This is a genomic window from Pantoea sp. JKS000250, assembly GCF_003201065.1.
GTDB lineage: Bacteria > Pseudomonadota > Gammaproteobacteria > Enterobacterales > Enterobacteriaceae > Pantoea > Pantoea vagans.
On sequence record NZ_QICZ01000001.1, the window covers coordinates 962,393 to 983,099 of the forward strand.

Consider the following 20,707-nt stretch of genomic DNA (forward strand, 5'->3'; position numbering starts at 1 on the left):
TCGCTCTCCTGCTGTCAGTTAACGGGTTGTAAGTCGACGCGCGCCATCATTGCGGCCAACTGAGTACGATCGGAAACGCCGACATTGCTCTGGCTGACGGCCATTGCCGCCACAGCAGTCGCAAGACGCAGCGTGTGTTCGCTGGATTCGCGCATCAGCAGGCCATAAATCAGGCCGCCAACCATGGAATCACCTGCACCCACGGTGCTGACGACTTCACACACCGGCGGTTTAGCAATCCATTCACCTGAGGCGTTGACCCATAGCGCGCCTTCTGCGCCCAGTGAAATCACCACATGGGCGATGCCCTGCTCGCGCAGTTCGTGCGCAGCACCAATCACATCCTTCAGGGTTGGCAGTTTGCGACCGGCCCAGATTTCCAGCTCACGGCGGTTAGGTTTAACCAGCCACGGTGCGGCTTTCAGGCCTGCCACCAGTGCTTCGCGGCTGCTGTCAAAGATGATGCAAGGGCAGTGGGTACGCAGTTCGGTCATCCAGCGGGTAAAGGCATCGTGATCGACACCTTCCGGCAGGCTGCCGCTGACGCAGACCATATCGAACTGGCCCAGCCAGGTCAGCGAGTCGGAGGTAAAACGATCCCAGTCCTGACCCGTCACCTGAAAACCGGAGAAATTCAGATCGGTAACGTCGCCGGTCTGTTCAGTGAGTTTAACGTTGATACGGGTACGGCCTGGCACCACCTGGAAACGGTTAGCAATGCCCAGCTCGCTGAACAGCTGCTGGAACCCGTCCTGATTCTCTTTACCCAGAAAGCCACCTACGGTGACATCGATACCCAGGTCTTTCAGAACTTTGGCGACGTTGATGCCCTTGCCCGCAGCATGCAGCCCGGTGGTTTTCACCAGGTTCACTTCGCCGCGTTCAATTTCAGGGGTATATCCCACCAGGTCATACGCCGGATTCAGCGTAATGGTGGCGACGCGTCTGCTCATGATGCCCCCTCACCCAGACCACTGGTGATCGCTTCTTCAATCGCGTTCAGCGCCTGCTGTGCATCGTCACCGCTGGCAGTAAAGCGCAGGCGATGGCCTTTCTTCACGCCCAGCGCAACCACTTTCATCAGGCTGCGGCCATTGGCAGGTTTACCACTGCCGTCGAGGTTGGTCACGGTGATGTCGCTGTTGAACTGCTTGATCACGCTGACCAGCGCGGTGCCCGGACGGGCATGCAGGCCATGTTCGTTACGGATGGTGTATTCTGCGGTCAGCACCTCAGCCTGCTCATCGACTTCGCTGGTCAGCAGCGCGTAGACGCCTGCCGCATCGGCTTTCAGCAGACGATCGGCTTTGCCCTGCTGCAGTAATGCGCTGAGGTAGCCCAGCACTTCCAGCGGACGCTCATCGGTCGCCGACACGCTGATTAACAGTGCAGCCTGTTCGCCCTTATGGTCGAAGGCATGTTCAGCGCGACTGATAGCCACGCCGCTGCGCAGGTTGCCGAGGCTGCTGTCGCTGAGCCAGATGCCCTGCCCCAGATTCAGCGGCGTCGTTGAAACCACGTCTGCGACGTAGCTGGCATCCACCACGCCCGCGGACTGCAGCCGACCGGCGTTCATTGCCTGCAGGGTAATCAGATCGCTGGCGGCGACGTTCAGCGTAATTAATGAAGTGTCGAAGCTGAATTCAGCGGCTTGTTTCTCGCCCATCAGCAACGCACGAAGATCTTCAGCAGAGGCGGTTTTAAGCTGTTCGGCGATAGAGTCATCGCTCAGAACATGCGTCAGCTGACGCAGCAGCGCCAGATGTTCATCTGACTTAGCAGCAATCCCGATAGCGACATAGGCAGTCTGATCCTCTCCCCAGGCAATGCCCTGCGGGAACTGGAACACCTGAACACCGGTTTTCAGCACCAGATCGCGGGTATCGGTGGTGCCATGAGGGATGGCGATGCCGTTGCCGAGGAAGGTTGAGGTCTGCTGTTCGCGCGCCAGCATGCCGTTGACGTAGCCTTCCGTCACATTGCCTGCAGCGGTTAACGCGGCAGCGACCTGACGAATGGCCTCTTCTTTGTTCTGGGCGCTGGCTCCGGTATGGATGGCCTGCAATTCGAGCTGGAACATAATTCTCCTCGCTTGCTGAGATTGAATCGTTTCAGCCAGTGGGGATTTTTTTACGCCATGCTGTTGAAAACAGGTGGCGCAGTCACCGCTGAAACGTTTCAGGGATTGTGGTACAGCAATTTTCCGTAGGCAAGAAAATGCGAAAATGGCGTAACAGATTTTTGACGTTACGCACATTTCAGGGCGGTTTTGGGGAATAAAAAGTGAACAGGCTGACGCGGTTGCTGTAAACCAGAGATTGCCGGACCAGAAATTTCAGCAGCGTCAGCGCCTCAGGGCGCGGTATCCGCTTCGAGTTGCAACAGCCAGGTCATCGCCTGATGGCGGGAACCGTTGCTCAGGCTTGGTGCCTGAATATTTTTGTAGCGGCCTGTAAGATTACTCTCGCAGCAACAGCATATGCCTGACCTATACATTTACTGAGGGCTGGCATAAACTGAGTCACTACGTTTATCCAGGCTATTACTGACGCCTGTGTTCGGGCCAAATTTTTAAAGAGGAACGTCCAACATGAGAACCGTCTCTGTATTCAAAAATGGCAATAATCGCGCCATTCGCCTGCCTCGCGACATGGATTTTGAGGGAGTGTGCGAGCTGGAAATTATCAGGGAAGGAGATGCTATTATTCTGCGTCCTGTCAGACCCACATGGCGTTCATTTACCCAGCTTGAGAAAGCTGACTCTGACTTCATGACAGAGCGTGAAGACGTTATCAGCGATGAGGGACGTTTTGACCTGTGAACAACACTTACATGCTCGACACAAATATCTGCTCATTTATTATGCGTGAGCAGCCTGAAGAAGTCATCCGGCGACTGGAACAGGCGGTGCTGCGTAACCACCGGATTGTGGTTTCTGCAATTACTTATGCTGAAATGCGTTTCGGTGCGATCGGAAATAAAGCTTCACCGCGGCATATGCATTTGGTCGATGCATTCTGCGCACGGCTTGATGCTGTACTGTCATGGGACCGTGCAGCGGTAGATACAACCACTGAAATCAAAGCAGCGCTGGCTGCTGTCGGAACGCCCATTGGTCCTAACGACACTGCGATTGCCGGGCATGCTATTGCGGCCAGGGCTATTCTGGTGACCAATAACACACGCGAGTTTCAACGGGTACCCGGATTGCAGCTGGAAGACTGGGTCAAATAAGCGTCTGGATTCAGTGTAAGCCGTGTGGATCGGTTCTCAGGCGCTTGTGCTGGCTTCAAGCTCAATCAGGTAGGTCATAGCTGAGGTACGATCTGTAAGACACATATCAATAGAAGGTTGCAGACTTCCGCATACTTTCGGCCTTAAATCTGAACCGAAAATCATGCACAAATTTTCATCCGATAACTGAATACATCGGACATTAGCCGGTTTACCCTGCGGCATTCCGGGGATGGGACTTGAGATTGAGGGCGCGATGCAGCATGCACCACAATCAATACGACACTGCATTAATACCTCTCACGCGACCTTCAGAATACAACCGACAGTAACAGAACCTCAGAGGGATCGACACTGTACCCTTCAACACTTAACTTCCCGCTTTAATCGCTTACCATCAGGCATGCCAGGAATCGGTGAAGAAACAGAGGGCACTGTGCAACCGGCACCGCATTGCATGCTGTGCTCCGGCAGAGAAAGTCGCGGCGACAATAGCAGTCCACCGCGCTAATTACCATGAAAGCCGCGGCCTGACACAAAATTTCGCATCCACGATATTGCCAGTTTTCACCGGCGCGAGTAACGTTGCGCGCACTTCACTCTCAAGATAGCGAGAACAGCAATGCCAAAAGCCAACGAAATCAAAAAAGGGATGGCCGTCACGCACAACGGTAAACTGCTGCTGGTTAAGGACATTGATGTCCAGAGCCCCAGCGCACGCGGTGCCGCCACCCTGTATAAAATGCGCTTTACCGATGTCCGCACCGGTTTAAAAGTCGAAGAACGCTTCAAGGGCGACGAGATTATTGATGCAATTTCGCTCAGCCGCCGCAGCGTGACCTTCTCTTATATAGATGGTGACGAATACATTTTTATGGATGATGAGGATTACACCCCCTACTCCTTTAAACAGGAGCAGATTGAAGAAGAGCTGCTGTTTATCCCTGAAGGCGGCATCCCTGGCATTCACGTACTGACGATGGAAGGTCAGGTGCTGGCACTGGAACTGCCACAAACTGTAGACATGGAAATCGTGGATACCTCTCCCGGCATTAAAGGTGCTTCAGCCAGTGCCCGCACCAAACCAGCCGGCATGAGCACGGGTCTCTCTATCCAGGTGCCGGAATACCTCAGCAATGGTGATCGCATCCGTATCCATATCGCTGAACGCCGCTACATGGGTCGAGCAGACTGACCGGTAGCCTTCTGCCTAGCGTGATAATGTTATAGTATTACATTATCACGCTATTCTCTGGCAGGAGTTGGCTTATGACACGCGTTAACCTGATCACCGGCTTTCTGGGTAGCGGCAAAACCACGCTGCTCTGCCATCTGCTGGCCGCCAGGCCCGCCGGGGAAAAGTGGGCAGTGCTGGTCAACGAATTTGGTGAGATCGGGATCGACGGCACCCTGCTGGCCGATCGCGGCGCCACGCTGAAAGAGATCCCCGGCGGCTGCCTGTGTTGCGTGAATGGCCTGCCGATGCAGGTCGGGCTGAATATGCTGCTAAAGAGTAAGCCCGATCGGCTGCTGATTGAGCCCACCGGCCTGGGCCATCCCCGTCAGGTGTTGCAGATGTTAAGCGCGCCGGTTTATCAGGCGTGGTTGCAACTGAATGCCACCCTGACACTGCTGGATACGCGTCAGCTGGCCGATCCTCGCATCGTTGCGAATGAAAATTTCCGCGATCAGCTCGCGGCTGCCGATATTGTCATCGCCAACAAGCGTGATTGCTGGGATGAAGCGGACCGTCAGCGCCTGGCGGACTGGCACCAGCAGATGCAGCCTCCGCGTCCATTAATACAGACAGAATTTGGTCAGGTCCCCCTTTCCCTGCTGGATATGCCGTATCAGCCCCGCGATATCCCTCTGCCGCATCATCATCATCCGGCAAATCCCACTAGCGGTCTGACGGCGTTACGTCTGGATGGCGAAGCACGCTGGCGTCGGGCGCTGAATCACGGCCAGGGTTACAGCGCCTGCGGCTGGCTGTTTGATGCTGATACGTTGTTCGACAGCGGCGCACTGCTGGAGTGGGTACGGCAGGCAGCGGTCGATCGTATTAAAGGTGTGATGCGCACGCCAGAAGGCACAATGCGTATTAACTGCCAGGCAAAAGAGTTGCAGAGTGAAACCCTCGCCACACCGCCACCCGATAGCCGCATTGAGATCATCCATTCTCAGCAGGCTAACTGGAATCGGCTACAATCGGCGTTGTTGAAGTGCCGTTTACGCTAAGACAGGTATTGTCGGCGGTTATTTTTTTAAATGAGTTCTGATTATGCGCGCAACCCGCCTTATTACTATCCTGCTGCTTAATGCACTGGGCGTAGTGCTCTTTCTTTCGTGGTATCTGCCGCCAGAACATGGTTTCTGGTTCGGCATTGATAAAACTATATTCTATGGCTTCAACAATCAGATGGTGAGCCATCCGCTGTTCGCACTGATCGTCGCCATCACCAATTTTCGTGGTTTTGATGCGGTGTCATTGCTGGCCATGGGCCTGCTATATCTGTCGATCTGGCGACGTGAAACGCCACAGGCGCGGCGGCGGATGCTGGCTATCGGCATCACTATGCTGCTCACCGCCGTGGTGCTTAACCAGCTGGGCCACCTGTTGCCGGTGAAACACTCCAGTCCGACGCTGTTCTTCGAGAATGTGCATCGCGTCAGCGAACTGACCGGTATCCCCGCTAAAGATGCCTCGAAAGACAGCTTCCCTGGCGACCACGGTATGATGCTGATTATTTTCGCCTGCTTTATCTGGCGTTATTTTGGTTTCAGCCGTTTTTTAATTGCCACCGCTATTGTGGTGATATTTTCACTGCCGCGCGTCATGGCGGGTGCACACTGGTTTACCGATATTGCCGTCGGTTCAATGTCAGTGATATTAGTGGGGCTGAGCTGGTGGCTATTAACGCCGGCCAGTGACGTGCTGGTTAACTGGTTTTATCGCAAATTACCGGGTAAATATAAGCCCGTGACGTAAATGTTAAGCGCGGACGATTTAATCGCCCTGGTCTTAACCGTCCGCGCTTATAAAAAACAGCCCACCACTATTAGCCTGCTAATTAAATTCACGAAAAGAAAAGGTTATGACCCTGCTGACAGGTTAAATAGCCACCAACACCCTCTGTCAATTAAGAAAACTCCAAAAACAGAGGCTATGCCCTGAATTGACGCCCCTTTCACTGCCTGTTCTCATCATCATTTCACCACAATTGTTGCTAAAGTAGTCAGTGTGTTACGGTTTGATTTCACATCAAAAAAACCTATATGAAATTGATTAAAAGCACTCGCCACGGCGTCTGTAATCAGTTAACCTCAGTCGCAGTGAGGCTACAGCGGCAGAAAATTCGGATTTTTTACCGTTAAAATGTGTCCATTAACACATTTTAGTAATTAAGGATTTGTCTTAGGCTGTTTCGCTTATTAATCTCCCTGTTTTGTCATCTGGCTGGCGACAATTTTGTCGTAAGGAAATCGAAGGAAAACCCGAATAATGGTCAAGTCTCAACCAATACTGAGATATATCTTGCGGATCGTGCCCGCACTGGCGCTGGCCACACTCCTCTCAGCTTGTAGCAGTACCCATAGCAGTCAAAACGCGAATAACGAGAATCATGAAGTTAACAACCACAATGGTTTTTTACTTCAGGCGTCTCAGGATGAGTTTGAAGAAATGGTGCGTAACGTCGACGTTAAGTCGCGCATCATGGAACAATACGCCGTCTGGAAAGGTGTGCGCTATCGCCTCGGTGGCGATACCAAACGCGGGATCGATTGTTCCGCCTTTGTACAACGCACTTTCCGCGATCAGTTTGGCTTAGAATTACCGCGCTCGACCTCTGAGCAGCAGGACACCGGTAAAGAGATTACCCGCAGTAAACTGCGTCCTGGCGATCTGGTGATGTTCCGTGCCGGTTCGACTGGTCGTCATGTGGGTATTTATCTGGGTAACGACAATTTCGTTCATGCCTCCACCAGCAGTGGCGTCATGATCTCCAGTCTCAATGATGACTATTGGAAAAAGCGTTACCGTGAAGGACGCCGTGTATTAAGTCGTAACCCGACCTGATTATCACCTTCGATCTTCTCTCAGCCAGAGAACATGAAACGCTGCTTACGCAGCGTTTTTTTTCGTGCCTTATCCTTAGCGACAGTCGTTTTATCAGATAAAAGCATTGTATTTCAGATTAATAACGAGACATTTCGGACACTCTCGTTATATTCTCGGTCGCTTAAACCGAAGCAGTCGTGTGCAATACATAATAATAATTTGATCAGGGGAAGTTCCTCATGCCACTGTCGGGGGCGCTAAGGCGCCATGCCACCTATCCTCGCCGAATCGCATGGAGTAGTGCGATGGCCGGTGGCGTATTCTTTCTGCTGTTTGCCGCCCTGTCATTTCACCAGACCTGGCAGAAGCGCGAACGACAGCATCAGCAACTGCTGGAGAACAGCCGCACAGCATTACAGCAAACGCTTTCCAGCCTGCTCAACAGCACCCTCAGTCCCCTGCTTCCGTTCACCCACACTGCCTGTCATACCATTAATCGTGAACTGACCTCGCGCGCCGCGTTTGCCGGTAATCTCCGCGCCATCCTACTGGTTAACGACGGCAATGCCTTTTGCTCCTCGGCCACCGGCAGTTTTAGCCTGCCGCTTAATGTGATCGCACCTGATAGTGATGTCTCACGTGACATCGATCTGCAGCTGATGTCAGGCACGCCGCTTCAGCCAAATAAACCGGCGCTGGGATTGTGGATTAAAAATCCTGGCAGTCAGCAGTCAGGTGTCTTCGCGACGCTGAATATCAGTCTGGCTCCCTACCAGCTGCAGGTCTCCGGGCATCCGGAAATTACCGGTATGGCGCTGATGGCGCAAAAGAGTGCCTTAACCAGCTGGCAGCCTGGCGTGATGAAAAATAAAAGTCTGCCGCCGCCGCTGTATCAGCAGGCGCTGACAGGCTATCCGCTGAAGTTTGTGTTGTTCGGTTCGGTTCTGGCGTTCAGTGATTATCAGAATATCCTGCTGTGCAGCCTGCTGCTGTCACTGCTGGTTTCCGGCAGCTGCTGGCTGCTGTTATCTGTTTATCAGCGTCCGGGGAAAGAGCTGATTCGGGGCATGAAGCGCGGTGAGTTTCACGTTGAATATCAGCCGCTGGTCACCTCCCACGATGGTCAACCTTATGGTATGGAAGCGTTACTGCGCTGGACCCATCCGACTGAAGGCCCGATCCCGCCGGATGTGTTTATTCAGTATGCCGAGTCGCAGAACCTGATTATTCCGCTGACGCGGCATCTGTTTCAGCTGGTTTCACGTGATGCGCACCAGCTGTGTCATACCATTCCCCGTCATGCCTGCCTCAGCCTCAACATCTCTCCGCTGCATCTGGCTGACAGCTGTTTCCGGCAGGATGTGCTGCGCTGGCTTGATACCATGCCTGCGGCTCACTTTAATTACGTGTTTGAGATTACCGAGCGCGCCATGGTGCGCGATGAAAACGTCGGGGAACTGTTTGACTGGCTGCATCAGCAGCATATCAACATTGCCATTGATGATTTTGGCACCGGCCACAGTGCGCTGATCTATCTGGAACGTTATGCGTTTGATTACCTGAAAATCGATCGCGGTTTTGTCCAGAGCATCGGTACAGAAACCCTGACCTCGCCAGTGCTGGACACCGTGCTGCAGCTGGCGAAGAAACTGAATCTGAAAAGTGTGGCGGAAGGGGTAGAAACCGGCGAACAGGCCGCCTGGCTGATCCATCGTGGCGTGACTCATCTGCAGGGTTACATCTTCAGCCGTCCGCTGCGACCGGAAACGCTGATAGACTATTTCCGGCGTCATAACGCCTGAGACTCTCTGGCCCGAATCGCGCCGGACATCTAACGGGAGAGAACATGCTATTTCGCCTGGGATTTCTGCTGCTGTGCGGCCTCTTCAGCGCCCCGCTGCTGGCTGCATCAGTCCTGCAAACGTTCGCCTTCACACAGGCCGGCGAAGCGAAATATCCGCCCGGCTTCAGCCATTACGATTACGCTGACCCCCGCGCGCCAAAAGGCGGCAGTATTACCCTGGCGGTGGTGGGCACTTACGACAATTTCAACCGCTACGCCTCACGCGGCAATCCGGGCATCAATACCGGCACGCTTTATGACGGCCTGTACACCAGCTCAGACGATGAACCGGGCAGCTATTATCCGCTGATTGCTGAATCAGCCCGCTACGCCAGCGATTTTACCTGGATTGAAATACGCCTGAATCCCCGCGCCCGGTTCCATGACGGCACACCAGTCACCGCCCGCGACGTAGCGTTCACCTTTCAGAAGTTCATGACCGAGGGCGTGCCTCAGTTCCGCGTCGCCTACCGTGGCGTGACCGTCAGAGCGCTGGACGATCACACTGTCCGCATCGGGGCACAGAAACCGGATAAAGATCTGCTGCTTGGGTTACTGACGCTACCGGTTATCCCCGAGTCGTTCTGGCGCGATAAGAAGTTTAACGAGCCGTTAAGCGCACCACCGCTTTCCAGTGGACCTTATCGCATCACGCGCTGGAAGCTGGGCCAGTTTATTGAGTTCAGCCGGGTAAAAGATTACTGGGCCGCCGATCTGCCGGTGAATCGTGGACGCTTTAATTTTGATCGCATGCGCTACGACTACTATCTGGATGACAATGTAGCGTTCGAAGCCTTTAAAGCGGGTGCGTACGACTGGCGTGAAGAGACATCGGCGAAGAAATGGTCGACCCAGTATCGCGGCCGCAATTTCGACAATGGCAGCATTGTAAAAGAAACCGCGCCCAATGACGCCGCTATCGATACCCGCTGGCTGGCATTCAACAATGAAAAACCGCTATTCCACGATCGCCGCGTGCGTCAGGCGTTGTCACTGATGTTCGATTTCGAGTGGATGAACAAAGCGCTCTATTACAGCGCCTGGCAGCGTGCCAGCAGCTACTTCCAGAACACAGAGTATGCTGCCCACGGCGTGCCGGATGCACAGCAGCTGGCGCTGCTTGAACCCTGGCGCGCGCAGCTGCCACCTGCGCTGTTCAGCCAGCCTTACGTGCCGCACAAAACCGATGGCAGCGGCTATGACCGCGCCAGTCTGTTAAGCGCGTTTGGCCTGCTGAAACAGGCGGGCTGGCAGATTAAAAATCGCCGACTGATTAACGATAAAACCGGTCAGCCATTTACGGTCGAACTGCTGCTGCGCGGTGGCACCAGTACTGAATGGGCGTTACCGTTGCAGCACAACCTTGCGCGGCTCGGCATTACGTTGAACCTGCGGCAGATCGACAGCTCGCAGTACCTGCGGCGCTGGCGTGAAGGCGACTATGACATGATTGCCACCGTTTATGGGGCGATGCCGATTCCGACCTCCAGTCTGCAGATCCTCTGGCAGTCCGACTACATCACCTCGTCGTGGAATACCGCGCGGGTCAAAGACCCAATCGTTGATCACTTTGTGAAACAGATTATCGCGCATCAGGGCGACCCTGCCGCGCTGCGGCCGCTGGCACAGGCGCTGGATCGGGTACTGCTGTGGAATGCGTATATGATCCCGATGTGGTACAACGCTGAACAACGGCTGGCGTACTGGGATAAGTTTTCACACCCTGCCCGCAAACCTGCCTACAGCACCGGGCTGGAAAACTGGTGGTACGACACAAATAAAGCCGGACGCCTGCCGGCCAGCAAACGCTAAGGAGATGACCGTTGGCCGCATACTTTCTGCGCAGATTGCTGCTGATTATCCCGACCTTATGGGCGATCATCACGCTTAACTTCTTTATCGTGCAAATCGCGCCCGGCGGACCGGTCGATCAGGCGCTGGCGAATATTGAGTTTGGTCAGACCACTGGCCTGCCCGGCAGCGGCGCGGAGAACGCCAGTTCACGCGCCAGCGTCAGTCATCTTAATCCCGCAGATAATCAGTACCGTGGGGCGCGCGGGCTGGATCCCGAAGTAATTGCGGAAATTAAAAAGCGTTACGGCTTCGATAAACCGCTGTGGCAGCGCTACGGCGAGATGCTGTGGAACTACCTGCGTTTTGATTTTGGCGACAGCCTGTTTCGCAGCGCCTCGGTGATCGGGCTGATTAAGGAGAGCCTGCCGGTCTCCATCAGTCTGGGATTATGGAGCACGCTGATCATCTATCTGGTTTCGATCCCGCTGGGGATCCGCAAAGCGGTGCGCAACGGCAGCGCCTTTGATGTCTGGAGCAGCGCGTTTATTATCATTGGCTACTCCATTCCGGCGTTTCTGTTCGGCATCATGCTGATCGTACTGTTCGCCGGTGGCAGCTATCTCGACTGGTTCCCGCTGCGCGGGCTTACGTCTGCGCAGCACGACACCCTGCCCTGGTATGACAAAGTGCTGGATTACTTCTGGCATATCGCCCTGCCGGTACTGGCAACGGTGATTGGCGGCTTTGCCACACTGACGATGCTGACGAAAAACGCCTTTCTGGATGAGATCCGTAAGCTCTATGTGGTGACCGCGCGCGCCAAAGGCGTGCCGGAACGCCGTATTCTCTATCACCATATATTTCGCAATGCGATGCTGCTGGTCATCGCCAGCTTTCCCGCCACGTTTATCAGCATGTTTTTTACCAGTTCGGTGCTGATCGAAGTGATGTTCTCGCTCAACGGACTCGGCCTGCTCGGCTATGATGCGACGCTGCAACGTGATTATCCGGTGATGTTTGGCACACTCTATATTTTCACGCTGATCGGTTTGCTGATGAATATCCTTAGCGATCTGACCTATACGCTGGTCGATCCGCGCATCGATTTCGGGAGCCGCTCATGACGCTCTCTCCGCTGAATCAACAGCGCTGGCAGCGCTTTCGCCATAACCGGCGCGGCTACTGGTCACTGTGGATCTTTCTGGTCATTTTCCTGCTGTCGCTGTGTGCCGAACTGATCGCCAATGACAAGCCGCTGCTGGTGCATTATCAACAGCGCTGGACGGTGCCGCTGCTGTTTGACTACAGCGAAACCGACTATGGCGGCGTACTGGCGACAGCGGCGGATTATCAGGATCCCTGGCTGCGGCAGCGCATTGCGCAGAACGGCTGGGCTTTATGGGCTCCGATTCGCTTCAGCGACAGCACCATCAACTTTGCTACTCAGGTGCCGTTCCCCTCTCCGCCCTCTGCGCAGAACTGGCTCGGCACGGACGCCAACGGTGGCGACGTACTGGCACGGCTGCTCTATGGCACGCGCATCTCCCTGCTGTTCGGCGTGCTGCTGACACTTATCTCCAGCATCATAGGAATTGTGATTGGCGCGGTGCAGGGTTATTTCGGCGGCAGAATTGATCTGATTGGGCAGCGGATGATTGAGGTCTGGTCCGGCATGCCTGCGCTGTTTCTGCTGATCCTCCTCTCCAGCGTCATTCAGCCCGGTTTCTGGTGGCTGCTGCTGGTCACCGTCGCGTTTGGCTGGATGAGCCTGGTGAGCGTGGTCCGGGCCGAGTTTCTGCGAACCCGAAACTTTGATTACAACCGCGCAGCACAGGCGCTGGGCGTCAGCGATGGCCGAATTATGCTGCGTCACATGCTGCCTAACGCGATGGTGGCTACCCTGACTTTTCTGCCCTTTATTTTGTGCGGATCGATCACCACGCTCACCTCCCTCGACTTTCTCGGTTTCGGTCTGCCGCTGGGCTCGCCCTCGCTGGGCGAGCTACTGCTGCAGGGCAAAAATAACCTGCAGGCGCCCTGGCTGGGCCTGGCGGGCTTTTTCACCCTGGCGATCCTGCTCTCGCTGCTGATTTTTATCGGCGAAGCGGTGCGCGACGCCTTTGATCCGGGCAAAGGAGCCTGAATGACAACGCCACTGCTTGCCATCAATCATCTCTCGGTCGCCTTTCGTCAGGGCGAGCAGCTTCGCCAGGTCGTGAATGACGTTTCACTGCGCATTGACGCGGGCGAAACGCTGGCGCTGGTGGGTGAGTCGGGTTCCGGCAAAAGCGTCACGGCGCTGTCGGTAATGCGACTGCTGCATGAGGCGGCGGTGGTTTATCCCCGTGGAGAGATTCTGTTTAACGGTGAAGATCTGCTGCGCGCCCGCGAGCAACGACTGCGCGCGATTCGCGGCAACCAGATCGCAATGATTTTTCAGGAGCCGATGGTATCGCTGAATCCGCTGCACACCGTGGAGAAGCAGCTGTATGAAGTGCTGTCGCTGCATCGCGGGCTGCGTCGTCCGGCTGCACGTGGTGAGATTCTCAGCGTGCTTGATCGGGTCGGTATCCGTCAGCCTGCTACCCGGCTCAACGATTTCCCCCACCAGCTTTCCGGCGGCGAACGCCAGCGGGTGATGATCGCCATGGCGCTGCTGACCGAGCCGCAGTTGCTGATTGCCGATGAGCCGACCACTGCACTGGATGTGACGGTACAGGCGCAGATTCTGGCGCTGCTGCGTGAACTGCAGCGGGAGCTGAATATGGGCATGCTGTTTATCACCCATAACCTGAATATCGTGCGTCAGCTGGCGGATAACGTCAGCGTGATGCGTCAGGGTCATATCGTGGAACAGAATCGCAGCCAGATTCTGCTGAACCAGCCGCAACATCCTTACAGCCAGCAGCTGCTGGCTGCGGAGCCGGAAGGAAAAGCGCTGCCGCTACCCGCAGACGCGCCGGTCATTCTTCGGGTCGAACAGCTTCAGGTCAGTTTTGCGCAGCGGCGCGGACTGTTCCGGCGGCAGACCGGCGAAAAGCAGGTGCTTTCCGGGCTGAGTTTCAGCCTGCGGCGGGGCGAAAGTCTGGGTCTGGTGGGCGAGTCCGGGTCGGGTAAAAGCACCACCGGCCTGGCGCTGTTGCGGCTGATTTCCTCACGTGGCGACGTCTGGTTTGACGGCCAGCCGCTGCATCAGCTGTCGCGCCGGCAACTTCTGCCGCTGCGTCAGCGCATTCAGGTGGTATTTCAGGATCCCAATTCCTCGCTCAATCCGCGTATGACGGTGCAGCAGATTATTGCTGAAGGTCTGGCGGTGCATCAGCCCGAACTGAACAGTGCCCAGCAGGCGCAGCGGGTAATTGCGGTGATGGAAGAAGTGGGACTGGAAGCGGAAAGCCGGCATCGTTATCCGGCCGAATTCTCTGGCGGTCAGCGACAGCGTATTGCTATCGCACGGGCACTGATTCTGGAGCCGGAGCTGTTGATACTGGATGAACCCACCTCATCGCTGGATCGCACGGTGCAGAAGCAGATTCTGACGCTGTTACGCCGCTTACAGCAGCAGCGTCAGCTCAGCTATCTGTTTATCAGTCACGACCTGGATGTGGTTCGCGCCCTGTGTCACCAGCTTATTGTGCTGCGTCAGGGGGAGGTAGTGGAACAGGGAGAGTGTGAAACGTTGTTTGCGTCACCGACGGCTGTGTATACCCGCGAGCTGCTGCAGTCGGCGCAACTCAACCTGCGATAAAAGTTTCCGCAATCGCCACGCCCTGATTTTTCAGGCAGCAGTTAGTGGCGCTTTCGTCGCGACGCTGAATAAACAGGCAGGGCTGCCCTTCGCACTCGGCCACTTTGCAATCGACCTGAATATCCGCCAGCACCTCTTTCAGCTGCTGCAGGATCTCCCACGCCGGAATGCCGTCATGGCTGATCAGACGCAACGCCACGAACTCCTGCTCATCCAGCATTGTGTCATCGGATTCAATGGCACTGTGGTGATCGCTGGCCCAGCGAAAACGCTGTGGCAGACGATGCACAATTGAAAGTTGCAGCATAGGTTACTCTCCCCGATGAGTTTATGTCGCAACACCGACCTGCCCGGCTGAAAACGGGTTGATCCCCGCAGAGTCAGGACAGGGATGACTGGCCCGTCCATGCGGATTGCAGAAGCGCGTTTTTTGCGACTTACATCGCACTTCAGCCTATATGTACCGCGTTCACACGCCGTTAACAATCATTTTAGACGCATTGTGGTTACTTTTTTAACTAAAAGTTTTCACAAGTAAGAAACAAAACCGGCGAGATGTGCATCACTGCGGACAACGGCGGGAAAACCACTGCGCCCGATTAACGGGGCGCAGTGCGGGAACGTGAAGCGTAGAAAAAGAGCAACAGAGAGATTGTTGCGCAGAGTGCGATAGTGCCGACCATCGGCCAGGCGCTGTTAAAACTCACCAGCGACAGCAACGCACCGACAAACGCGCCGACGCCAAAACGCAGCGTGCCCGCCAGGGACGAGGCCGTGCCCGCCATGTGCGGGAACTCATCCAGGATCACCGCCATCGCATTCGATGAGACCATCGACACACAGCCGATAAACAGCGCGATCCCCATCACCAGCGGCAGGAAACCGAGGCTGAAAGCGCTGACAATCAGCAGCCAGATCCCCATGCAGAACTGAATCAGCAGGCCCAGCCGGAACATTGCCACCGGGCCAAAGCGGCGCACGGCGCGGCTGTTAATCAGCGTCAGCAGAAACAGAAACACCACGTTAAGGCCAAAGTAGTAGCCAAAGTTTTGCGGTGAGACGTGATTCAGCTCGATGTAAACAAAGGGGCCAGCATTGAGAAAGGTAAACAGCCCGGCAAAGGAGAAGCCGCTTGCCAGCATATAGCTGAACGCCCGCTTGTGGCGGAACAGGGTCACGAAATTGCCCAGCGTGGTGCGCAGGTGAAACCGCTGTCGCTGCTCCGGCTTCAGGGTTTCGCGGATCTGCGTGGTGACCAGCACCGTCGTCACCAGTGCCGCGCCCGCAAGCGCCCAGAAGATGGCATGCCAGCTCCAGAGCACCAGCAGCCAGCCCCCGATAATCGGGGCCAGCAGCGGCGCAATGGTGGTAATCAGCATCACAAAGGACATCATGCGCGAGAAGTCCTCTTTCGAGTAACTGTCACGCATCAGGGCATTAATCACCACACTGGCTGCGGCAGCCGACAGCCCGTGCAGGAAGCGCATCAGAATTAGCTGGTCGATGCTCTGCGACAGCGCACAGGCCGCGGCGGCACAGGCGAAGATCAGGGTGCCGAGTGCAATCACCGGCTTACGCCCATAACTGTCTGCCAGTGGCCCATAGATAAGCTGGCCAATCGCGAAGCCAAGGATGTAGAGGTTAAGCGACATCTGCACGCTACCGGCTGACACACCGAACTCACGCGCAATCTGCGGCATCGCAGGCAGATACATGTCGATCGACAATGGCATCAGCATGGCTAACAGACCAAGGATGACAACCAGTCCTGTTGGCGAATTCTTTTCCTTACGCACACCCTCTCCTGCACAAATGAATCAGGTACGGGCCGCCTGGCCCGCCCGGTTATTTTGCCTGCAGCTCTTTTGGCAGACCGATACTGGCGATCTCGTCTTCTGTCAGCGCCCGGTATTCGCCCGGTTCCAGATCGTCGTCCAGCGCAATGTCACCGATACGTTCGCGATGCAGCTCAATGACCCGGTTGCCGACGGCGGCAAACATCCGTTTCACCTGGTGATAGCGGCCTTCTCTCAGGGTCAGCCGCACGTCTGTGGGGGTAATCACCTCCAGCTGTGCCGGTTTCGTCAGGTCCTTCTCATTGTGGAGCTGCACGCCCGCGGTAAACTGCGCGGCCGTATCGTCACCGATCGGCGATTCCAGGGTAACACGATAGGTTTTCTCGCAGTGATGACGTGGCGAGGTAATGCGGTGTGACCACTGGCCATCATCTGTCAGCAGCACCAGCCCGGTGGTGTCAATATCAAGACGCCCTGCCGCGTGCAGTTTGAATGACATTGGCTCTTCGATGAAATAGAGGATAGTCGGATGATCGGGATCGTCGGTTGAGCAGACGTAGCCCTGCGGTTTGTTCAGCATAAAGTAGCGTGGGCCGGTGAGCATCTGCAGCACGTTGCCGTCGTAGGCGACTTCGTGGTCGGGCAGCAGTTTAAACGCGGTGTCGCGTACCACTTCACCGTTGACGGTGACACGCTGACCACGGATCTCGCGATGAGCGATAGCGCGGCTGATTTCCAGTTGCTGAGAGATGAATTTGTCGAGTCGCATGAATTCGTTTTGCCTGTTACTGCGGAGGGAATCTGAAACGGCCTGGTTAACCGTTGAAAATGTGCGGGAAGTATAACGTGATCCGCGCCAGCCTGACAGCGCGTTTACCGCCCTTTCATGGCATAATTACCACCAGTTTTATAAAAGTGAGCAACATGTCTTTTACCTTACGCCCCTATCAACAGGATGCGGTGAATGCTACCGTGGCGCATTTCCGTCGCCATCAGGAGCCCGCCGTTATTGTGCTGCCAACCGGTGCCGGAAAAAGTCTGGTGATTGCCGAGCTGGCACGGCTGGCGCGTGGCCGGGTGCTGGTGCTGGCGCACGTCAAAGAGCTGGTGGCACAGAACCACAGCAAATATCAGGCTTACGGACTGGAGGCCGATATTTTTGCCGCCGGCCTGCAGCGCAAAGAGAGCCAGCGCAAAGTGGTGTTTGGCAGCGTACAGTCGGTGGCGCGTAACCTCGACCTGTTCGACAGCGCCTTCTCGCTGGTGATCGTCGATGAGTGCCACCGCATCGGCGATGACAAAGAGAGCCAGTATCAGCAGATCTTCAACCATCTGCGTCAGCACAATCCTCAGCTCCGTTTACTCGGCCTGACCGCCACGCCGTTCCGGCTGGGTAAAGGCTGGATTTATCAGTTCCACTATCACGGCATGGTACGTGGCGACGAAAAGTCGCTGTTCCGCGACTGCATTTATGAGCTGCCGCTACGCTATATGATCAAGCATCAGTTCCTGGTGCCGCCTGAGCGGCTGGATATGCCGGTGGTGCAGTATGATTTCAGCCGCCTGACGGCACAGTCTAACGGCCTGTTCAGCGAAGCCGATCTGAATCGCGAGCTGAAACAGCAGCAGCGCGTAACGCCCCATATCATCCGGCAGATTGTGGAGTTCGCTGAAGATCGGCTGGGGGTGATGATTTTCGCCTCAACGGTAGAGCATGCGCGGGAAATTCTGCAGCTGCTGCCTGAAAACAGCGCGCTGGTCTCTGCCGACACCCCCGCCCGCGAGCGTGATGCCCTGATTCTGGCGTTTAAAGCGCAGCAGCTGAAATTCCTGGTGAACGTGGCGGTGCTGACCACCGGGTTTGATGCTCCGCACGTGGATCTGATTGCGATCCTGCGCCCGACCGAGTCAGTGAGCCTCTACCAGCAAATCGTCGGCCGCGGGCTGCGGCTCTCGCCCGGTAAAACCGACTGTCTTATCCTGGATTATGCCGGTAATCCGCATGACCTTTTTACGCCCGAAGTCGGCACGCCTAAAGGTAAGAGCGACAACCAGCCGGTGCAGGTTTTCTGTCCCGCCTGCGGTTTCGCCAACACCTTCTGGGGCAAGGCGACCGCCGATGGCATGGTGATTGAGCATTTTGGCCGACGCTGTCAGGGCGTGCTGGAAGATGATGAGGGTGAGCGCGAACAGTGTGATTTCCGCTTCCGCTTTAAAAGCTGCCCTGACTGTGGCGCAGAGAATGATATTGCCGCCCGGCGCTGCCATCAGTGCGACAAAATTCTGGTCGACCCGGACGATATGCTTAAAGCTGCCCTGAAACTGAAGGATGCGCTGGTGCTGCGCTGTGGCGGTATGACGCTGGAACAGGGCCGCGACGCCAAAGGTGAATGGCTGAAGGCAACTTATCATGATGAGGAAGGCACCAGCGTCAGCGAACGGTTTCGCCTGCAGACACCCGCCCAGCGTAAGGCGTTTGAACAGCTCTTTATGCGCCCGCATCAGCGCGCGCCCGGCGTACCGCTGGGCTGGCAGACCGCCGCTGACGTGCTGGCGTTGCAGCCCCTGCTGCGACATCCCGACTTTGTCGTGGCGCGCGCCAAAGGCCAGTTCTGGCAAATCCGCGAGAAAATGTTTGATTATCAGGGTCGTTATCGCCGCGCCAATGAGCTGCGGTAATCCCTGCTGGCGGGTATATCGTTTGCTACCACCTGGCATAACGGCTATACTGCCGCCCGCTTTTGCATGTGCATCAGCGGGATTGAATAACCTGCCTGTTACTGGGTCGCCTGTAGCAGGATTAAATAAAGAGATATATTAATGCTCACTATCAATGCAGTAGAACGTAAAGAGCAGGGTAAGGGTGCGAGCCGCCGCCTGCGTACAGCAAACCGTTTCCCGGCCATCATCTACGGTGGTTCTGAAGCGGCTGTTGCCATCGATCTGGATCACGACTCAGTAATGAACCTGCAGGCTAAGCCAGGTTTCTACGACGAAGTTCTGACCCTGTCAGTTGACGGCAAAGAAACTAAAGTGAAAGTTCAGGCTGTTCAGCGTCACCCGTTCAAGCCAAAACTGTTCCACATCGACTTCGTTCGCGCTTAATCGCGAATTACGTTGAAAAATAAAAGGGCCGGTTGAGAAACCGGCCCTTTTATTTTGTCGCTGATACAACAGGACAATCGACGTATCAGGCAACAGAGCCGGGCTAAGCCCGGCTTTTTTTATTTGCTGCTGGTGCGGCGCTGGAGCTGATCGCGCAGATTAGGCGGTGTGCCTTTAATCGTCAGAGTGTCCGTGGCCGGATCCCAGAAAATGCGTTCACCCAGCAACATCGCATCAAAGTTCAGGGTCAGTCCCCCGCCGCTTCCGGCAAACTTTGTCAGCTGACGCAACGTGCTGCGATCCGCAGGGAAGCTCTCTTCCAACTCGTAGCCCTGCTCCTGGGTAAAGGCCTGGAAGGTTCTTTCGCCCAGCGGTGGCAGTTCGCTCGACAGATCTTCCAGCGCAATCTCTTCGCCCGCCTGCAGCTGCTCGTTGCAGTAGCTGTAAACCTGCTGGCGATAGTTCTGCCGCTCCTGCTTGTCCAGTTCCGATTCGTTGCAGTAGTCATCGACCGCCTGCAACAGACCGCGGTTCTGCGCCTTAGTGTCTAATCCCACTTCGGCTCCGAGGAAGTCCATAAAGAAGTCAGCGACCTTACGACCAATGCGGCCGCGCAGGAAGGTCAGGTAACGGGTCGATTCCGGGTTGGTTTCCCATTCGGTCAAGTCGATACGCGCTACGATGTCCGCATGATTGATATCGAGATAATGCGTGCTGCTGATATCCAGCTGCTCATTGACGCGCATGCTGGACTGGCTGTTCAGCACCGCAATCAGCAGGTACTCCACCGCCAGATAGCGATAGTGAATAAACAGCACCACGCCGCCTTCCGCAAACGGGTATTTTGCCAGCTCGTCGCGCAGACGACCGGTCGCGGCACGGCTAAAAGCGAGAAAATCATCGTTGCCCTTACGACAATTACGCAGCGCTTCTGCCAGTTCACTCTCAGCGTTGAACAGGCCATAGGCTTTGCTTTTTGCGCTGTAAACCCGGTGTAACTCTTCCACCATCGCGTTGACCGTGTTGGTGGCAGGCAGCAGCGAATCGCGCAGCGCCAGTTCAAGCTGGTTTTCATCGCGTTTGATTAACTGATGCAGGGCAATCTGGTCGATATCCAGACTCATGGT

The 20,707-nt window shown here is 55.6% G+C and carries 20 protein-coding genes; 13 read left to right on the top strand and 7 right to left on the bottom strand.

What is annotated here, in order from left to right:
- Nucleotides 1–14: 14 nt before the first annotated feature.
- Nucleotides 15–953 (bottom strand): 1-phosphofructokinase, encoded by a 939-nt coding sequence (gene fruK, locus BY447_RS04695; RefSeq protein WP_110330657.1) that lies wholly within the window; start codon nt 951–953, stop codon nt 15–17.
- The gene (gene fruB, locus BY447_RS04700; protein ID WP_033783701.1) at nt 950–2,080 is read right to left on the bottom strand and encodes a fused PTS fructose transporter subunit IIA/HPr protein; all 1,131 of its coding nucleotides are present in this window, start codon (nt 2,078–2,080) and stop codon (nt 950–952) included. The genes fruK and fruB overlap by 4 nt, the downstream gene beginning before the upstream one ends.
- A gap of 510 nt (nt 2,081–2,590) precedes the next feature.
- Here fruB and vapB point away from each other — a divergent pair.
- Complete coding sequence (gene vapB, locus BY447_RS04705) at nt 2,591–2,821, top strand: type II toxin-antitoxin system VapB family antitoxin (RefSeq protein WP_110330658.1); 231 nt, start codon at nt 2,591–2,593, stop codon at nt 2,819–2,821.
- Nucleotides 2,818–3,234, top strand: a complete 417-nt coding sequence (locus tag BY447_RS04710) for a type II toxin-antitoxin system VapC family toxin (protein ID WP_110330659.1) — start codon at nt 2,818–2,820, stop codon at nt 3,232–3,234. The genes vapB and BY447_RS04710 overlap by 4 nt, the downstream gene beginning before the upstream one ends.
- A 36-nt stretch (nt 3,235–3,270) precedes the next feature.
- Here the strand turns inward: BY447_RS04710 and BY447_RS04715 are convergent, their stop codons facing one another.
- Nucleotides 3,271–3,525 (bottom strand): YkgJ family cysteine cluster protein, encoded by a 255-nt coding sequence (locus tag BY447_RS04715; protein ID WP_071822187.1) that lies wholly within the window; start codon nt 3,523–3,525, stop codon nt 3,271–3,273.
- 331 nt (nt 3,526–3,856) lie between these two features.
- Between BY447_RS04715 and yeiP the strand changes: the two genes are divergently transcribed.
- The 9 genes from yeiP to yejF all read left to right on the top strand — a co-directional run bounded on the left by yeiP (nt 3,857) and on the right by yejF (nt 14,679).
- Nucleotides 3,857–4,429, top strand: a complete 573-nt coding sequence (gene yeiP / locus BY447_RS04725) for an elongation factor P-like protein YeiP (protein WP_003854146.1) — start codon at nt 3,857–3,859, stop codon at nt 4,427–4,429.
- A 74-nt stretch (nt 4,430–4,503) separates the two neighbouring features.
- Nucleotides 4,504–5,472, top strand: coding sequence for a CobW family GTP-binding protein (locus BY447_RS04730; protein WP_110330660.1), 969 nt, complete (start codon nt 4,504–4,506; stop codon nt 5,470–5,472).
- A gap of 43 nt (nt 5,473–5,515) precedes the next feature.
- Nucleotides 5,516–6,223 (top strand): phosphatase PAP2 family protein, encoded by a 708-nt coding sequence (locus BY447_RS04735; RefSeq protein ID WP_013358529.1) that lies wholly within the window; start codon nt 5,516–5,518, stop codon nt 6,221–6,223.
- Between the two features lie 513 nt (nt 6,224–6,736).
- A complete protein-coding gene (mepS, locus tag BY447_RS04740; protein WP_013358530.1) occupies nt 6,737–7,312 on the top strand; it encodes a bifunctional murein DD-endopeptidase/murein LD-carboxypeptidase in 576 nt (191 codons plus the stop codon).
- A 221-nt stretch (nt 7,313–7,533) separates the two neighbouring features.
- A complete protein-coding gene (locus BY447_RS04745; RefSeq protein WP_179291155.1) occupies nt 7,534–9,096 on the top strand; it encodes a cyclic di-GMP phosphodiesterase in 1,563 nt (520 codons plus the stop codon).
- 44 nt (nt 9,097–9,140) lie between these two features.
- On the top strand, nt 9,141–10,949 hold the full coding sequence (locus BY447_RS04750; RefSeq protein ID WP_110330661.1) for an extracellular solute-binding protein: 1,809 nt from the start codon (nt 9,141–9,143) through the stop codon (nt 10,947–10,949).
- 11 nt (nt 10,950–10,960) lie between these two features.
- Nucleotides 10,961–12,055, top strand: a complete 1,095-nt coding sequence (locus tag BY447_RS04755) for a microcin C ABC transporter permease YejB (RefSeq protein ID WP_110330662.1) — start codon at nt 10,961–10,963, stop codon at nt 12,053–12,055.
- Nucleotides 12,052–13,074, top strand: a complete 1,023-nt coding sequence (locus BY447_RS04760; RefSeq protein WP_110330663.1) for an ABC transporter permease — start codon at nt 12,052–12,054, stop codon at nt 13,072–13,074. Before BY447_RS04755 ends, BY447_RS04760 begins: the two co-directional genes overlap by 4 nt.
- Nucleotides 13,075–14,679, top strand: coding sequence for a microcin C ABC transporter ATP-binding protein YejF (yejF, locus tag BY447_RS04765; RefSeq protein WP_110330664.1), 1,605 nt, complete (start codon nt 13,075–13,077; stop codon nt 14,677–14,679).
- Here yejF and BY447_RS04770 read toward each other — a convergent pair.
- The 3 genes from BY447_RS04770 to rsuA all read right to left on the bottom strand — a co-directional run bounded on the left by BY447_RS04770 (nt 14,666) and on the right by rsuA (nt 17,244).
- On the bottom strand, nt 14,666–14,986 hold the full coding sequence (locus tag BY447_RS04770; RefSeq protein WP_013358536.1) for a hypothetical protein: 321 nt from the start codon (nt 14,984–14,986) through the stop codon (nt 14,666–14,668). The two genes, yejF and BY447_RS04770, sit on opposite strands and share 14 nt — an antisense overlap.
- 292 nt (nt 14,987–15,278) lie before the next feature.
- Nucleotides 15,279–16,475, bottom strand: a complete 1,197-nt coding sequence (locus BY447_RS04775) for a Bcr/CflA family multidrug efflux MFS transporter (RefSeq protein ID WP_013358537.1) — start codon at nt 16,473–16,475, stop codon at nt 15,279–15,281.
- A gap of 49 nt (nt 16,476–16,524) precedes the next feature.
- Entirely contained in the window at nt 16,525–17,244 is a 720-nt protein-coding gene (gene rsuA / locus BY447_RS04780) for a 16S rRNA pseudouridine(516) synthase RsuA (RefSeq protein WP_110330665.1), read from the bottom strand.
- 155 nt (nt 17,245–17,399) lie between these two features.
- Here rsuA and BY447_RS04785 point away from each other — a divergent pair, with 155 nt between their 5' ends.
- The gene (locus tag BY447_RS04785; protein ID WP_110331911.1) at nt 17,400–19,154 is read left to right on the top strand and encodes a DEAD/DEAH box helicase; all 1,755 of its coding nucleotides are present in this window, start codon (nt 17,400–17,402) and stop codon (nt 19,152–19,154) included.
- A 141-nt stretch (nt 19,155–19,295) separates the two neighbouring features.
- A complete protein-coding gene (rplY, locus tag BY447_RS04790; RefSeq protein WP_013358540.1) occupies nt 19,296–19,580 on the top strand; it encodes a 50S ribosomal protein L25 in 285 nt (94 codons plus the stop codon).
- 119 nt (nt 19,581–19,699) lie between these two features.
- On the opposite strand, the gene yejK is transcribed toward rplY, so the two are convergent.
- Complete coding sequence (gene yejK / locus BY447_RS04795; RefSeq protein WP_110330666.1) at nt 19,700–20,704, bottom strand: nucleoid-associated protein YejK; 1,005 nt, start codon at nt 20,702–20,704, stop codon at nt 19,700–19,702.
- Nucleotides 20,705–20,707 lie beyond the last annotated feature (3 nt).

What these genes read in the sequence shown, in the direction of transcription:
- rplY (WP_013358540.1), top strand. Translation starts at nt 19,296, where the DNA reads ATGCTCACTATCAATGCAGTAGAACGTAAAGAGCAGGGTAAGGGTGCG.
- BY447_RS04715 (WP_071822187.1), bottom strand. Translation starts at nt 3,525, where the DNA reads ATGCAGTGTCGTATTGATTGTGGTGCATGCTGCATCGCGCCCTCAATC.
- BY447_RS04745 (WP_179291155.1), top strand. Translation starts at nt 7,534, where the DNA reads ATGCCACTGTCGGGGGCGCTAAGGCGCCATGCCACCTATCCTCGCCGA.
- mepS (WP_013358530.1), top strand. Translation starts at nt 6,737, where the DNA reads ATGGTCAAGTCTCAACCAATACTGAGATATATCTTGCGGATCGTGCCC.
- yejK (WP_110330666.1), bottom strand. Translation starts at nt 20,704, where the DNA reads ATGAGTCTGGATATCGACCAGATTGCCCTGCATCAGTTAATCAAACGC.
- BY447_RS04770 (WP_013358536.1), bottom strand. Translation starts at nt 14,986, where the DNA reads ATGCTGCAACTTTCAATTGTGCATCGTCTGCCACAGCGTTTTCGCTGG.
- yejF (WP_110330664.1), top strand. Translation starts at nt 13,075, where the DNA reads ATGACAACGCCACTGCTTGCCATCAATCATCTCTCGGTCGCCTTTCGT.
- fruB (WP_033783701.1), bottom strand. Translation starts at nt 2,080, where the DNA reads ATGTTCCAGCTCGAATTGCAGGCCATCCATACCGGAGCCAGCGCCCAG.
- BY447_RS04785 (WP_110331911.1), top strand. Translation starts at nt 17,400, where the DNA reads ATGTCTTTTACCTTACGCCCCTATCAACAGGATGCGGTGAATGCTACC.
- rsuA (WP_110330665.1), bottom strand. Translation starts at nt 17,244, where the DNA reads ATGCGACTCGACAAATTCATCTCTCAGCAACTGGAAATCAGCCGCGCT.
- BY447_RS04735 (WP_013358529.1), top strand. Translation starts at nt 5,516, where the DNA reads ATGCGCGCAACCCGCCTTATTACTATCCTGCTGCTTAATGCACTGGGC.
- fruK (WP_110330657.1), bottom strand. Translation starts at nt 953, where the DNA reads ATGAGCAGACGCGTCGCCACCATTACGCTGAATCCGGCGTATGACCTG.
- BY447_RS04750 (WP_110330661.1), top strand. Translation starts at nt 9,141, where the DNA reads ATGCTATTTCGCCTGGGATTTCTGCTGCTGTGCGGCCTCTTCAGCGCC.
- yeiP (WP_003854146.1), top strand. Translation starts at nt 3,857, where the DNA reads ATGCCAAAAGCCAACGAAATCAAAAAAGGGATGGCCGTCACGCACAAC.
- BY447_RS04730 (WP_110330660.1), top strand. Translation starts at nt 4,504, where the DNA reads ATGACACGCGTTAACCTGATCACCGGCTTTCTGGGTAGCGGCAAAACC.
- BY447_RS04760 (WP_110330663.1), top strand. Translation starts at nt 12,052, where the DNA reads ATGACGCTCTCTCCGCTGAATCAACAGCGCTGGCAGCGCTTTCGCCAT.
- vapB (WP_110330658.1), top strand. Translation starts at nt 2,591, where the DNA reads ATGAGAACCGTCTCTGTATTCAAAAATGGCAATAATCGCGCCATTCGC.